This is a genomic window from Pseudomonas sp. LFM046 (assembly GCF_000949385.2).
In the GTDB taxonomy this organism is placed as follows: domain Bacteria; phylum Pseudomonadota; class Gammaproteobacteria; order Pseudomonadales; family Pseudomonadaceae; genus Metapseudomonas.
The window spans coordinates 3,911,285-3,923,987 of record NZ_JYKO02000001.1 but is presented as its reverse complement, the minus strand read 5'-3'; the positions used below and the strand labels follow the sequence as shown (position 1 = coordinate 3,923,987).

Sequence of the window (12,703 nt, the reverse complement as noted above, 5' to 3'; positions counted from 1 at the left end):
TCGCTCTGCGCCAACCTGCGGAGTTCGAGCGCAGGTGGGTGCAGAGCCTTGGCGAAGCCCAACGATCAGTGCTGGAGGATCTTGGCGAGGAACTGCTGGGCGCGGTCGGAACGGGCGTTGACGTCACCGAAGAACTCGTCCTTGGCACAGTCTTCGACGATCTGCCCGCGATCCATGAAGATCACGCGGTCAGCCACCTTGCGGGCGAAGCCCATTTCGTGGGTCACGCACATCATGGTCATGCCTTCCTGGGCGAGCTCGACCATCACGTCCAGCACTTCGTTGACCATCTCCGGGTCCAGCGCCGAAGTGGGTTCGTCGAACAGCATCACCACCGGGTCCATGGCCAGGGCGCGGGCGATGGCCACGCGCTGCTGCTGACCGCCGGAGAGCTGGCCGGGGTGCTTGTGGGCGTGGGCCTTGAGGCCGACGCGGTCGAGCAGCTTGAGGCCTTTTTCCAGGGCTTCGTCCTTGTTGCGGCCGAGCACCTTGGTCTGGGCGATGGTCAGGTTCTCGGTGATGGACAGGTGCGGGAACAGCTCGAAGTGCTGGAACACCATGCCGACGCGGGAACGCAGCTTGGGCAGGTTGGTGGCCTTGTTGGCGATGGAGGTGCCGTCGACCACGATGTCGCCCTTCTGGAAGGGTTCCAGGGCGTTCACGCACTTGATCAGGGTGGACTTGCCGGAGCCCGACGGGCCGCACACGACCACGACTTCACCCTTCTTCACCTCGGTGCTGCAGTCGGTCAGCACCTGGAAGTCCCCGTACCACTTGTTGACGTTCTTGATGGAAATCATACGGCTAACCTTTTCTGCAGGAGTTTGACCAGCTGGGAAGCGATGAAGCTGACGCTGAAGTAGACCAGGCCGGCGAAGATGAGGAACTCATGGGGCTGGCCGATGATGTCGCCACGGGAACGGGCGGCGTTGAGGAAGTCCATCAGGCCCACGGTGTAAACCAGCGAGGTGTCCTGGAACAGGATGATGCTCTGCTGCAGGAGCAGCGGGGTCATCTTGCGGAAGGCCTGGGGCAGGATGATCAGGCGCATGCTCTGGCCGTAGGTCATGCCCAGGGCCGAGGCGGCGCCCATCTGGCCTTTCGGGATGGCCTGGATGCCGGCGCGGACGATTTCGCAGAAATACGCCGCCTCGAACATCATGAAGGCCACCAGGCACGAGGTGAATGCGCCGACCGGGGTGTCTTCACCGGTGATCGCCCGCAGCAGGAACGGCACCGCGAAGTAGAACCAGGTGATGACCAGCAGCAGCGGGATGGAACGGAAGTAGTTGACGTACACCCCGGCAATCTTCGACAGCATCGGGTTGTGCGACAGGCGCATAAGGGCCAGGACGGTGCCCAGGGCCACGCCACCGAACACGCCCAGCAGCATCAGCTGGAAGGTCATCAGCAGGCCGTCGGCCAGGCCCGGCAGGGCAGGGATGATCGCGCTGAAATCCATCATTTACCCCCTACGGAGATCAGGCCGGGCACCGCCACCTTCTTCTCGACCATGCGCATGAGCAGCATCAGGCTCATGTTCAGGGTGAAGTAGATCAGGGTGGCCAGGGTGAAGGCCTCGAACAGGTTGGCGGAGAACTCGGCGGTCTGCTTGGTCTGGGCCAGCAGCTCCATCAGGCCGATCAGGGAGGCCACGGAGGAGTTCTTGAAGATGTTGAGGAACTCGCTGGTGAGCGGCGGAATGATGATGCGGAAGGCCTGGGGCAGCAGCACGTAGCGGTAGATCTGCGGCAGGCGGAAGCCCATGGCGCGGGCGGCACCGAGCTGGCCCTTGGGCAGTGCCTGGATACCGGTGCGCACTTGCTCGCAGACACGGGCGGCGGTGAACAGGCCGAGGCACACGACGACGCTCAGGTAGGCCGAGGTGGCCGGATTGAGGTCCTGCTTGAACCAGATTTCCAGCGGCTCGGGCAGCAGGTCCGGTACGAGGAAGTACCAGAGGAACAGCTGCACCAGCAGCGGCACGTTACGGAAGAGTTCCACGTAGACGGTGGCGGCGCCGGAGACCCAGCGGTTCGGTACGGTGCGCATCACGCCGAGCAGCGCGCCCAGCATCAAGGCGATGATCCAGCCCGCCAGGGCGATGGCGATGGTCCAGCCCAGGCCGGTGACGAACCAGTCCAGGTAGATTTCAGTGCCAATCCCGGTGGACTTGAAGAACACGCCCCAGTCCCAGTTGTAATTCATCAGGGTTGTCCCCTATCAGGTCGATCTGTCTGCGGTTGAAGGCAGTGGAGGGGGAAACTCCCTCTCCATTCAGGGAGAGGGTTGGGGAGAGGGCTTACTGCGAGCAGGGCCCAACTTCCCTCACCCCCGGCCCCTCTCCCAGGGGGAGAGGGGAGAAGAGCGGCCTCTCTCCCGCCAGGAGAGAAGCGCGACAGGTCAGATTTCTTCAGCCGACTTGTCGGTGGGGTTGGCGACCAGCTTCTTCAGCTCTTCGCTCATGGGGAAGTTCAGGTTCAGGCCCTTCGGCGGGATGGGCTGGGTGAACCACTTGTCGTAGATGCCGTTGATTTCGCCGGAAGCGAAGGTGTCGGCAATCGCCTTGTCGACCACTTTCTTGAAGGCTTCGTCGTCCTTGCGAACCATGCAGCCGTAGATTTCGAAGGACTGCGGCTTGCCGGTCACGACCCAGTCATCCGGCTTCTTGGCCTTGGCCATTTCGCCGTAGAGCAGGGCGTCGTCCATCATGAAGGCCACGGCGCGGCCGGATTCCAGCATCAGGAAGGACTCGCCATGGTCCTTGGCCGAGATGATGTTCATGCCCATCTGCTTCTCGGCGTTCATGGCTTTGAGCAGGCGCTCGGAAGTGGTGCCGGCGGTGGTCACTACGTTCTTGCCTTTCAGGTCTTCGAACTCATTGATGCTGGCGCTCTTCTTGGACAGCAGGCGGGTGCCCACTTCGAAGATGCCCACGGAGAAGCCGACCTGCTTCTGGCGCTCCAGGTTGTTGGTGGTGGAGCCGCACTCCAGGTCCACGGTGCCGTTCTGCACCAGCGGGATGCGGGTCTGGGAGGTCACCAGGTTGTAGCGGACCTTCAGCTCGGGCATGCCCAGTTCCTGCTTGATGGCCTCGACCACTTTCAGCTGGATGTCGTGGGAGTAGCCGACGGGCTTGCCCGGTTCGGTGCCGAGGTAGGAGAAGGGGATGGAGGCGTCACGGTGACCGAGGGTGATGGTGCCGGTCTCCTTGATCTTCTTCAGGGTACCGGTCAGCTCGGCGGCGAAGGCCGGAGCGGAAATCAGGGTTGCTGCGATAGCGGTGGCCAGAATCTTGGGGAGCATACGCATGAACGACAGTCCTCGATGATGTTTGTTCTTATTCGGCGCGAGTAGGAGTTCGCGTCCGTCGGGGATCTGTATTGGCAGGATGTGTGCCAGCTGTATGGTTTGCTGGATCTATAGTTAAGTTGTTGAAATAAAAGAGTTTTATTTGGGTAGGGTGCTAACGGGATTTTCGCCCTGTCCGGCCTTCCGAATATGGGTGTCGAACGTCGTTCGGGTTTCCGAACGAATGACTCTGGGGTCACTTTGTGGGGGTTAATTCATTCGCTATGCAGACACGTAGGTTGGCGCCGAGGAACGAGGCCCAACGGTGCAGGGGCCAGCCTCGCTGCGTTGGGCTTCGCTGCGCTCAGCACCAACCTACGATCCCGTCCGGATCACTCCGCAGCCTTGGACACCTCCGCTCTTGGCTTGGGTGCGAACTTCGCCGCCAGGCGCATGGAGGTGGTGACCAGTCGCTGGTAGAGGGTGGGCAGCAGGCGCTGCATGCCGTCCAGGGCCCAGGCGTCGGCGCCGATGAGGATGCGCCGGCTGTCCCGCAGCACGCCGCGCAGGATCACCTCTGCGGCCTTGTCCGGGCTGGTGCGCAGCAATTGGTCGTTGAACTGCTGGCGGGCGTGGCTGGCTTCCTGGCCAGTGACCTTGGCCAGGCTGTCGTTCATCCGGGCGGTCTTGGCGATGTTGGTGCGGATGCCGCCGGGGTGCACGCAGCTGGCGGACACGCCGCAACCTTCCATGTCCAGTTCCTGGCGCAGGGACTCGGTGAAGCCGCGCACGGCGAACTTGGTGGCGTTGTAGGCGCTCATCCCCGGCTGGGCGAACAGGCCGAAGACGCTGGAGACGTTGACCACATGGCCCTCGCCGCTGGCCTTCAGGTGTGGCAGGAAGGCCTTGGTCCCGTACACCACACCCCAGAAGTTGATGTTCATGATCCACTCGTATTCCGAGTAGTCGCTGCCATCCACGGTACCGGCGTGGGCGACACCGGCGTTGTTGAAGATCAGGTTGACCCGGCCGTGGTCCAGCACCACCTGCTCGGCCCAGGCATGTACGGCGTCGCGGTCGGCGACGTTGACGCGGGTTTCGGTGACCTGCACGCCGAGCTTGCGGACCAGGTCAGCGGTTTCCGCCAGGCCGTCGGCGTTCACGTCGGCCAGGGCGAGATGGCAACCCTGGCGGGCCAGTGCGCAGGCCAGTGCGCGGCCGATGCCGGAGCCGGCGCCGGTGATTGCGGCGACCTTGTTTTCGAAGGATTTCATGCCGGCACCTCCTGGGTGGACAGTTGCAGCGGGCCCTGGGCGGCGTGCACCGGCACGTTGCGGCTGAAGTGGTAGGCCGCCGGGTCGAAGTTGCGGGTCAGCAGGCGGAAGCGCCAGGTGAAGCCGGGCCAGACGGTGCAGTTGCGGCCGCTCACCGGATGCAGGTACCAGCTCTTGCAACCGCCGGCATTCCACACGGTGTTGCCCAGGCTGCCCTGGAGCTTGCCGTTGAACCGGTCCTGTACCTCGCGCTTGACCTCCAGGCTGCGCAGGCGGCGCTCGCCCAGCAGGTCGAGGGCGCCCAGCACGTAATGGATCTGCGATTCGATCATGTAGACCATGGAGTTGTGGCCCAGCCCGGTGTTCGGTCCCATGAGGAAGAACAGGTTGGGGAAGCCGGCGGTCATGGTGCCCTTGTAGGCCTCGGGCCCCTCGGGCCAGGTATCCAGCAAGTCGACGCCACCACGGCCGAAGACCACGCCGCGGGGCAGGGGATCGCTGGGGGTGAAGCCGGTACCGAAGATGATGGCGTCGATCTCGCGCTCGTTGCCGTCGGCGGCGACGATGCTGTTGGCGCGGATTTCCCGGATACCGTCGGTGATCACGTCGACATTCGATTGAGTCAGGGCCGGGTAGTAATCGTTGGAGATCAGCACCCGCTTGCAACCCATGGTGTAGTCGGGGGTGACCTTGGCGCGCAGCACCGGGTCCTTGATCTTGCGCTTGATGTAGCCCCTGGCGACCAGCTCGGCGAGCTTCATCACCTTCGGCGTCAGGGCGAAGCCCACCACGCGGCTTTCGAGGATGGCGTAGATGGCGCCGCGCCAGAGTTGCTGCAGGAAGGGGAAGCGCTTGAAGCGCGAGCGTTCGCCCTCGCTGATGGCGCGGTCGGGCTTGGGCATGATCCACGGCGCGGTGCGCTGGTAGAGGTCGAGCTGGGCCACCTGCTTCTGGATCTGCGGCACGAACTGGATGCTGGAGGCGCCGGTGCCCACCACCGCCACGCGCTTGCCGGTCAGATCATAGTCGTGGTTCCACTGCTGGGAGTGGAAGCGTGCTCCCTGGAAATTCTCCAGGCCGTTCAGGGCCGGGATCGACGGGGTGGACAGGGCGCCCATGCCGGACACCACGAACTGTGCGCTGTAGTGGTTGCCGGCGGCATCCTCGATCTGCCACAGCTCGTCCACGTCATTCCAGGCCACGCGGGTGATTTCGGTTCTGAGCAGGGTCTTGTCCTGCAGGCGGTACTTCTCCCAGCAGCCTTCCAGGTAGCTCTTGATCTCCTCCTGCTTGGCGAACATCCGCGTCCAGTTCGGGTTGGGCTCGAAGGAGAAGGAGTAGAGGTGGGACTGCACATCACAGCCGCAGCCCGGGTAGTTGTTCACCCGCCAGGTGCCGCCGATGCCGGCCTCCTTCTCGAACATGAGGAAATCGTTCTCGCCCTTCTGCTTCAGGCGGATCGCCATGCCGAGGCCGGAGAAGCCGGACCCGATGATGGCGATCTTGCAGTGACGGGCAGAGGGGCGGGGTGAGGCTGACGCATTCATTGGCCGAGCTCCTGTTCTTATTAGTTGCGGCGTATACAGCTGTATACCAAGGTAGACATCTGTATACTCTCCGGCAATCCAACGCCGTCACAACCAACCTTAGGTAGGGCCAGACATGAATTCCGCCAGCGGCGACGAGCAGCAGTCGCGCGAACCTGTTCCCGATGCACCCGGCAAGCGCCTGCTGATGGAAGCCGCCCTGCGCCTGGGTTCCCGGAGCCGTAGCCTGAGCAGCCTGGGCCTGCGGGAGCTGGCGCGGGAGGCCGGGTTGAACCCCAACACCTTCTATCGCCATTTCAAGGATGTGGACGACCTGGGCCTGGCGATCATCCGCAGCATCGCCACCCAACTGCGCCAGCCCCTGTGCGATCTGCGGCGGGAAGCGGCGGCGCGTGCCGTGCAGGGCGAAGGGGACGGGACGCCGAAACTGATGGGCATCGACCTCGGCCGTGGCCGGCGGGTATGCCACGAGACCGTGCAATTGTTCTTCGATTTCGTCGACGGCAATGCCGAGGCCTTCATCATCGGCGTGCGTGAACTCCACGGCGCATCACCGGTGCTGCGGGCCGCGCTGGGGGAGGTCATGGACGATTTTGCCGCCGATATGGCGGAGGACATCCGCGAGTACAAGCTGCTGCCCGCGCTGGTGGCCGAGCCGGTGGTGCGGCGGGTGTCACGGCTGATCAGCCGCAACCTGTTCCAGCTGTCCCTGGATTACATCGGCGAGCCGGAACGTCGCGACGTCATTCGCGCGGAGGCGGAGGAGCAGGTGCTGTTCCTCTTCACCGGCGCCAGTGTGTTGCAGGCGGTGGGGGCGGTGTAGGCAGAACCTTCCGCACCCATCCTACGAAAAGCCCAAGCCCCTCACTATTCGCCATCGTTTTCCACCGTCGCGTTCTCTTCCTTGGTCTTGGCCTGGCTGTGGTGGAGGAACGCCTGGGTGATCACGGCGCGGAGCTGTTCGTCGTCCCAGGGTTTGGTGAGGAATTTGTAGATGGCGCCCTGGTTGATGGCGTCGGTCACGGACTTCAGGTCGGTGTAGCCGGACAGCACGATGCGGACGGTGTCCGGGTGCAGGTCCTTGACCCGGCTGAGGAACTCGGTGCCGCTCATTTCCGGCATGCGCTGGTCGGAGAGAATCACCTGGACATCGTGCTTGGCCAGCAGGGCGAAGGCGTCCTGGGCGCGGGTGGCGGTGAAGATCTGGTAGCCGTCGCGGCGCAGCACGCGGGTCAGGGCGCGGAGGATGTTCTCCTCGTCGTCCAGCAACAGCAGGGTCTGGGCGCTGCTCGTCCCCGAGCGGGTTTCCAGGTAGGCCGCCGGGCTCTTGTGGTGTTCGTGGAGGAACCGGTCCAGTTGCTCGAAGGGCATGGGCCGGGCGAAGTAGTAGCCCTGGAAAATGTCGCAGTGGCCTTTCTTCAGGAAGGCGAACTGGGATTCGGTTTCCACCCCTTCGGCGATCACCCGCAGGCGCAGGTGGTGGGCCATGGAAATGATGCCCTGGGTGATGGCGGCGTCGTGGAGGTCGCTGATGATCTCCTGGACGAAGGCCCGGTCGATCTTCACTTTGTCGATGGGCAGGCGCTTGAGGTAGTTGAGGCTGGAGAAACCGGTGCCGAAGTCATCGAGGGACAGGCGCACGCCCAGGGTCTTGAGGGCTTGCAGCGTGGCGATGGCGCGTTCGGCGTTGTCCAGCAACACGGTTTCGGTGATCTCCAGTTCCAGCAGTTCGGCGGGCAGACGGGTCTCTTCGAGGACGCGCCTCACGGTGTCGACGAAGATGTTGCGCTGGAAGTGCACCGCCGAGATGTTCACCGCCACCACGGTGCCGGTCATGCCGCGATCGAGCAGTTCCCGGCAGTCGCGGCACGCGGTCGCCAACACCCATTCGCTCAGCGGGATGATCTGCCCGGTGTCTTCGGCCACCGGCACGAATTCGGCCGGGGAGATGAAACCCTGCTGCGGGTGCTGCCAGCGCAGCAGGGCCTCGAAGCCGATGACGCGGCCGCTGCGGCCGTCGATCTGTGGCTGGTAATAGAGCATGAAGGCGTTGGCCTCGATGGCCTTCTGCAGCTCGTTGCGCAGGGTCACGCGCTCGCCGACTTTCTGCTCCAGATCGGTGGTGTACCACTGGTAGCAGTTACGCCCCTGCTTCTTGGCCTTGTACATGGCCAGGTCCGCCTGCTGGATCAGCTGCATCGGCTGTTGCATGCCCAGTTCGCCGAGGGCGATGCCCAGGCTGGCGGTGATGTGCAGCTCGCCGCCGGCGATGGAGTAGGGCCGGGCGATGCCGTCGATGACGCGCTCGGCCACCTGCAGCACGTCTTCTTCGCGGGCGAGGTCCGGCAGGATCAGGATGAACTCGTCACCCCCCGGGCGCGCCACGGTGTCGCCAGGGCGTACCAGTTGGCTCAATCTGCGCGCCACTTCCACCAGGATCTGGTCGCCGATGCTGTGGCCCATGGAGTCGTTGATGGGCTTGAAGCCGTCGAGGTCGATGAACATCACCGCCAGTTTGCGCTGGTAGCGCTGGCTGATCTGGTAGCCCTGGCGCAGACGGTCCTCCATCAGGGAACGGTTGGGCAGGCCGGTGAGTACGTCGTGGCTGGCGTTGTAGGCCAGTTCGGACTCCACGCGCTTCTGTACGGAAATGTCGTTCTGCACGCCGATGAAGTGGGTGATCTCGCCGTGCTCGTCGGGCACCGGGGCGATGTAGAGGTCGTTCCAGAAGGGCGTGCCGTCCTTGCGGAAGTTGCGCAGGACCACGTGGACCTCGCGCTTTTCCGTCAGGGCATGGCGGATTTCGGCGACGCCCGGCTGCTCCCGGTCGGCGCCCTGAAGGAAGCGGCAGTTGTTGCCCAGCGCTTCGCCGGCGGTGTAGCCGGTGATGCGCTCGAAGGCCGGGTTGACGTAGATGATGGGCAGGTCGTCGGCCCTGGCATCACAGATCAGCGCGCCGTTGTAGCTGGCCTCGATGCTGCGCTGGAGGATGCGCAGCTGCTTCTCGGATTCCTTGGCGCGGCTGACGTCCCGGAAGGCGATGACCCAGCCGCCGAGGGTCTGGGGGTGCAGCAGCGGCGCGCAGTCGTAGGCGATATGGCGGTCGCCCGCCAGGCTGACTTCGCCATGGCGGCTGCCAGTGACCGGCGCGCTGTAGAGGTCCAGCGGCAGGTGCTCGGCGAGGGCTTGGCCCAGCAGGGCCTCGACGCTCTGTCCGAGAAGTTCGGCGCCGGCGGGGTTGACGAAGTTCAGGCGGCCCTGGCGATCCACCGCCAGCAGGCCCTCGCCCACGCTGTCGGTGATGGCCGAGGTGAAGTCCAGTTGCTCCTGCAGGCGCTGCTCGCCGGAAAGCACCTGCTGGACCAGGCGGATGTTTTCCAGGGCGGCCACCGCCATCTGGGCGAACTGCTGGGCGATGGCGAGATCGTCCTGGTCGAAGTCGCCGTCGAACTTGTCGGAGAGCTGGAGCAGGCCGAGCTTGCGCCCGCCATGGTCGACCAGGGGCACTGCGAGCCAACCTTTCAGGGGCAGTTGGCCGCTGGCCTGGTCGCCGGGGACGGCGAGTTCGGCACGGGTCAGCAGGACCGGCTGGTAGCCGGCGCCGGCGCGGTTGCTGAGCGCCCGGCCCTTGGCGGACAAGTGCGGCGCTTCCCAGGCCTGGTACTTGGCGGACAGGGACACCGCTTCCATCCCCGGTGCCTCAGCCAGGCCCAGCAGCGACTGGTGGGCTCCCACCAGCAAGCGCAATTGTTCGCACATGAACTCCAGCAGGGCGCGGGTATCGAGGATGCCGCCGATGCGCAGCGCGGTTTCGCTGAGGCCCCGCAACTGCTGGGCCTTGCGCTCGGACTGGGCCAGGGTTTCGCGCAGTGTGCGGGTCATGCGGTTGCGTTCGCCGATGTCCTTGGCGATGCCGAATACCCCGACAATTTCCCCTTCGACCACGATGGGCAGGTTGGTGATGTCCAGTTCGAGAACCTGGCCGGCACGGCTGCGCCAACGGACCTCATAGTGCTGCGCCGTACCGTCGAGGGCGGCGCGCAGATGTTGGTGCACGCGGCCGATGTCCTCGTCCAGCACCAGGGTGGAGAAGGGTTGGCCGATCAGCTCCGCGGCGCGGTAGTCGATCAGTTCGCTGCCGGCCTGGTTGAGGCTGAGATAGCGCCCTTCACGGTCGAAGGAGAACACCGGGTCGGGGTTGAAGATGAAGAGCGAGCGGTAGCGCTGTTCGCTTTCCTGCAGGCGCAGGCGATCGTTCTGCCGCTCGATGGCGATGGCCGCCAGTTGCCCGGCGGTGCCGATCAATTGCAGCGCCTCGTCGTCCGGCGCACAGGGCTGGCGCAGCTGGACGGCGAAGGTGCCGAGTACGTCGCCGTGGTGGGAGATCAACGGGATCGCCCAGCAGGCGTGCAGCCCATGGCGCAGGGCGAGGTCGCGGTGTTCGTGCCAGAGCGGGTCTTCGCGGATGTCGGTGCTGACCACCATCTGCCGGCGGAACACGGCGGTGCCGCAAGCGCCCGCGAGCGGCCCGATGGCCAAGCCGTCGAGGGATTGCCGGTAGCTATGCGGCAGGCTCGGCGCAGCGCCGAGACGCAGGCGTTTATGGTCGCCATCCACCAGCAGCACCGAGCACAGGGTGGCGGGCTGCAGGGTTTCACTCATCAGGCAGATGGCCTTGAGGATGTCCGGCAGCGGCTGGTCGGTGGAGATCATGCTGAGGATGTCGCGCTGGTCTTCCGCGTAGGCTTCGTGGCGCACCAGGCCGGTGATGTCGTGGGCGACGGCGAAGAGGGTGCGCTCGCTTTCAGACCAGCCGATGGACCAGAGCAGGTGGACCACGCTGCCATCCTTGCGCTGGCAGCGATTGCGGACCGCCTCCCAGGATTCGCCATCGATGATCGCCTGGATGTCGCCCCGTGTGCGCTCGCGGTCTTCGGCCAGGACGAACTCCGTGAAGCGGCGGCCGATCATCTCCTCGGGCCAGTAGCCGAGCACGGTATGGCAGGAGGGGCTGACCTGGGTGAAGCACTCGTCCTCGTCCATGGAACAGAGCACGTCCATGGAGTGGTCCATGATCCGCTGGTTCTGCATCTGCAGGCGGGCCTGGTGTTGCAGGCTCAGCTCCAGTTCACGATTGCTTTCGCGCAGACGCTGGCTGCGTTCGATGGCCAGGCGGGCAAAGCTCTGGCTGACCATCAGCAGGAAGGTGAAGCAGAGGCCGAAGAGCATGAACAGCGGCGGCAAGTAAACGGTGGCGTAGTCCTGGCGCGGCAGGGTCTGGAAGGTGCGCATCCGCCAGCGGCCCTCGGGGCCCAGGTCAGTGCTCTGTTCTCCCACTGGGAACAGGCTGCGGCCGTCGCCGCCGGTGCGGGACTCGTAGATGCGCCTTGAGCCTTCGAATACCTCCAGCACGAAGCCGTCCAGGTCGCGTCCCAACTGACTGTCCAGGGTGGCGCCGATGTTCAGGCTGGCCACCAGCAGGGCGGTGGGCTGGCCTTCGATGTGCACGGGAGTCGCCACCAGGGTGACGCTGTTGTCCGAGCTGAAATTCTGTGCCGCGCTCATCTGCGCTTGGCTGCCCTGGCCCACCTGTAGCAGCCAGTCACGCACGTCGTTCTGGGCGAGGAAGCGCTTCAGCCAGTCATCGGCCTGTTCATGGCGGACCCTCTGACGGAGCGGCCTGAGCTCGGGGTCGAGCAGGGTGATCAGGTTGATGTTGGGGAAGTCCCGCAAGTAGCTGCCGGCCTCCTGCTCCCAGAGGGCCTCGTTCGGCAGGCTGTGAAGGCTCTGCCAGCGCTCCGCCATGCGCTGCACCAGCTGCAGGCGCACGGTGAGGGTGTTCTCGATGGAAGACTGCGCGCGCAATAGCAGTTGGTGGCTGTGGGCATTGAGGGTGGCGATTTCGTTCTGGCTGAGCAGGAACCAGCCGATGCAGGTGGCGAGGGTGCCCAGCATCCCGGTGACCATGCTGCGCCGGTCGAGCAGGCGCCGGCGGTCCTCCGGCAGGGCGCAGAGCACCAGCACGGAGGCCCCTAGCAGGGTGACGAAGAGGTTGGCGACATGCCCGGATTCAGGGCGGAGGGCGAAGCGTGCAAGCGCGTGGCTGGCGCCCAGCAGGGACAGCTGGGACGTCAGCGCAAGGCCGATCAGGGTGAGGCCGCAGAGTTGGCTGAGCCAGCGGCCGCCGTGGCGCGTCACGGCCAGGAGCATGGCCAGGCCGAACAGGCAGGCGACTATGGCCAGTTCGCTGCGGACCCGCCAGTAGCCGCTGATCAGTGAGCGGCCATGCTCGCTGCCGCCGGTGAGGATGTTGTGCCCGAGGCTGTAGCCGGCGAGGGCGAGCAGCGCCAGGCTGGCCAACAGGGACAACCGGCGAATGCCGCGGGTGGCGGTGAGCAGGGCTGCCCCGGCGAGGATGGTGAGCAGGGCGCTGTCGGGCAGGAGCACCAGTTCGTGGCGGGCCGGGTTCGATTCGAACAGGTAGGCGATCAGGCTGACGCAGCCCAGGGCCATCAGGGCGAACGCCAGGCAGTGCAGGTAGACCTGGAAGCTGAGGTTGCGGTTGGGGTTGTGGTTGGCCATGGGGGCGCC

Annotated in this window: 8 protein-coding genes; 1 reads left to right on the top strand and 7 read right to left on the bottom strand. The window is 65.0% G+C overall.

Features of this window, described 5'->3' with window-relative positions; all coding sequences use genetic code 11:
* Positions 1 to 65 precede the first annotated feature (65 nt).
* The 6 genes from TQ98_RS18105 to TQ98_RS18080 all read right to left on the bottom strand — a co-directional run bounded on the left by TQ98_RS18105 (position 66) and on the right by TQ98_RS18080 (position 6,112).
* Positions 66 to 800 (bottom strand): amino acid ABC transporter ATP-binding protein, encoded by a 735-nt coding sequence (locus TQ98_RS18105; protein WP_044870295.1) that lies wholly within the window; start codon positions 798 to 800, stop codon positions 66 to 68.
* Positions 797 to 1,465: an amino acid ABC transporter permease gene (locus tag TQ98_RS18100; protein WP_177410184.1), complete on the bottom strand. Its 669-nt coding sequence runs from the start codon at positions 1,463 to 1,465 to the stop codon at positions 797 to 799. The genes TQ98_RS18105 and TQ98_RS18100 overlap by 4 nt, the downstream gene beginning before the upstream one ends.
* Positions 1,462 to 2,208 (bottom strand): amino acid ABC transporter permease, encoded by a 747-nt coding sequence (locus tag TQ98_RS18095; RefSeq protein WP_044870294.1) that lies wholly within the window; start codon positions 2,206 to 2,208, stop codon positions 1,462 to 1,464. The genes TQ98_RS18100 and TQ98_RS18095 overlap by 4 nt, the downstream gene beginning before the upstream one ends.
* Before the next feature lie 195 nt (positions 2,209 to 2,403).
* Positions 2,404 to 3,312, bottom strand: a complete 909-nt coding sequence (locus TQ98_RS18090; protein ID WP_044870293.1) for a glutamate/aspartate ABC transporter substrate-binding protein — start codon at positions 3,310 to 3,312, stop codon at positions 2,404 to 2,406.
* A 371-nt stretch (positions 3,313 to 3,683) separates the two neighbouring features.
* Positions 3,684 to 4,565, bottom strand: coding sequence for an SDR family NAD(P)-dependent oxidoreductase (locus TQ98_RS18085; RefSeq protein ID WP_044870292.1), 882 nt, complete (start codon positions 4,563 to 4,565; stop codon positions 3,684 to 3,686).
* Positions 4,562 to 6,112, bottom strand: coding sequence for an NAD(P)/FAD-dependent oxidoreductase (locus tag TQ98_RS18080; RefSeq protein ID WP_044870291.1), 1,551 nt, complete (start codon positions 6,110 to 6,112; stop codon positions 4,562 to 4,564). Before TQ98_RS18080 ends, TQ98_RS18085 begins: the two co-directional genes overlap by 4 nt.
* 115 nt (positions 6,113 to 6,227) lie before the next feature.
* Here TQ98_RS18080 and TQ98_RS18075 point away from each other — a divergent pair, with 115 nt between their 5' ends.
* Positions 6,228 to 6,935 carry a TetR family transcriptional regulator gene (locus tag TQ98_RS18075; protein WP_044870290.1) on the top strand — a complete coding sequence of 236 codons (708 nt, stop codon included), beginning with the start codon at positions 6,228 to 6,230 and terminating at the stop codon, positions 6,933 to 6,935.
* Between the two features lie 44 nt (positions 6,936 to 6,979).
* On the opposite strand, the gene TQ98_RS18070 is transcribed toward TQ98_RS18075, so the two are convergent.
* On the bottom strand, positions 6,980 to 12,694 hold the full coding sequence (locus TQ98_RS18070) for an EAL domain-containing protein (protein WP_044870289.1): 5,715 nt from the start codon (positions 12,692 to 12,694) through the stop codon (positions 6,980 to 6,982).
* Between the last annotated feature and the right edge of the window lie 9 nt (positions 12,695 to 12,703).

What these genes read in the sequence shown, in the direction of transcription:
- TQ98_RS18070 (WP_044870289.1), bottom strand. Translation starts at nt 12,694, where the DNA reads ATGGCCAACCACAACCCCAACCGCAACCTCAGCTTCCAGGTCTACCTG.
- TQ98_RS18075 (WP_044870290.1), top strand. Translation starts at nt 6,228, where the DNA reads ATGAATTCCGCCAGCGGCGACGAGCAGCAGTCGCGCGAACCTGTTCCC.
- TQ98_RS18090 (WP_044870293.1), bottom strand. Translation starts at nt 3,312, where the DNA reads ATGCGTATGCTCCCCAAGATTCTGGCCACCGCTATCGCAGCAACCCTG.
- TQ98_RS18100 (WP_177410184.1), bottom strand. Translation starts at nt 1,465, where the DNA reads ATGATGGATTTCAGCGCGATCATCCCTGCCCTGCCGGGCCTGGCCGAC.
- TQ98_RS18105 (WP_044870295.1), bottom strand. Translation starts at nt 800, where the DNA reads ATGATTTCCATCAAGAACGTCAACAAGTGGTACGGGGACTTCCAGGTG.
- TQ98_RS18085 (WP_044870292.1), bottom strand. Translation starts at nt 4,565, where the DNA reads ATGAAATCCTTCGAAAACAAGGTCGCCGCAATCACCGGCGCCGGCTCC.
- TQ98_RS18080 (WP_044870291.1), bottom strand. Translation starts at nt 6,112, where the DNA reads ATGAATGCGTCAGCCTCACCCCGCCCCTCTGCCCGTCACTGCAAGATC.
- TQ98_RS18095 (WP_044870294.1), bottom strand. Translation starts at nt 2,208, where the DNA reads ATGAATTACAACTGGGACTGGGGCGTGTTCTTCAAGTCCACCGGGATT.